We start from the raw sequence: 582 nt of genomic DNA, 5'->3' as shown, positions 1-582 counted from the left end.
ATGAAGCTGTTAACAAAGCCCAGCTTGATAAAAGTATAGAGAAGATTTCTAATGATATTAATCTTACAAGTGCTGCTGCAGTTCTCTATGATAAAGAAAACGATACCGTTAATTATAATAGCATAACTTTGGGTGGTGATAAGACTACAGCACCCGTTTCCCTCCATAATGTTAAAGATGGGAAAATTGCTGAAGATTCGCATGATGCGATCAATGGGAACCAAATTAATAAAATATCTGGAGATATAGCAAATTATTTTGGTGGTGGTGCCTCGTTCGAAAATGGTGCTTTTAAAGGACCAAACTATAGTTTATCTGTTATTGTTGAAGATGGTCAGGTGGCAAAAGCCAATTATCATGATGTTGGCTCAGCTTTGAGTGGTCTCGATGCAAATGTGAAGAGTGTGAATAGTCATCTCACGAATGTGGTCAATAATTTTACACAAAAAATCAATGATATTACACAAGAAGTCAAAGGGGATGCTTTGTTGTGGAGCAATGATGAGCAGGCATTTGTAGCACAGCATGGAGCAGACAAAGAAAATAGCAAAATTAAGTTTCTTGCTAATGGAGATATTTCTG

At 36.6% G+C, this 582-nt stretch carries 1 pseudogene; it reads left to right on the top strand.

Going from position 1 to position 582, the window contains the following annotated elements:
* Positions 1 to 582: pseudogene (locus ACFIL8_RS12395) on the top strand (hypothetical protein); the annotation flags it as partial.

Source organism: Bartonella sp. AP57NXGY (genome assembly GCF_042195805.1).
Lineage (GTDB): Bacteria > Pseudomonadota > Alphaproteobacteria > Rhizobiales > Rhizobiaceae > Bartonella.
The sequence above is the reverse complement of the archived record's forward strand: the minus strand, read 5'-3'. Positions and strand labels throughout refer to the sequence as shown.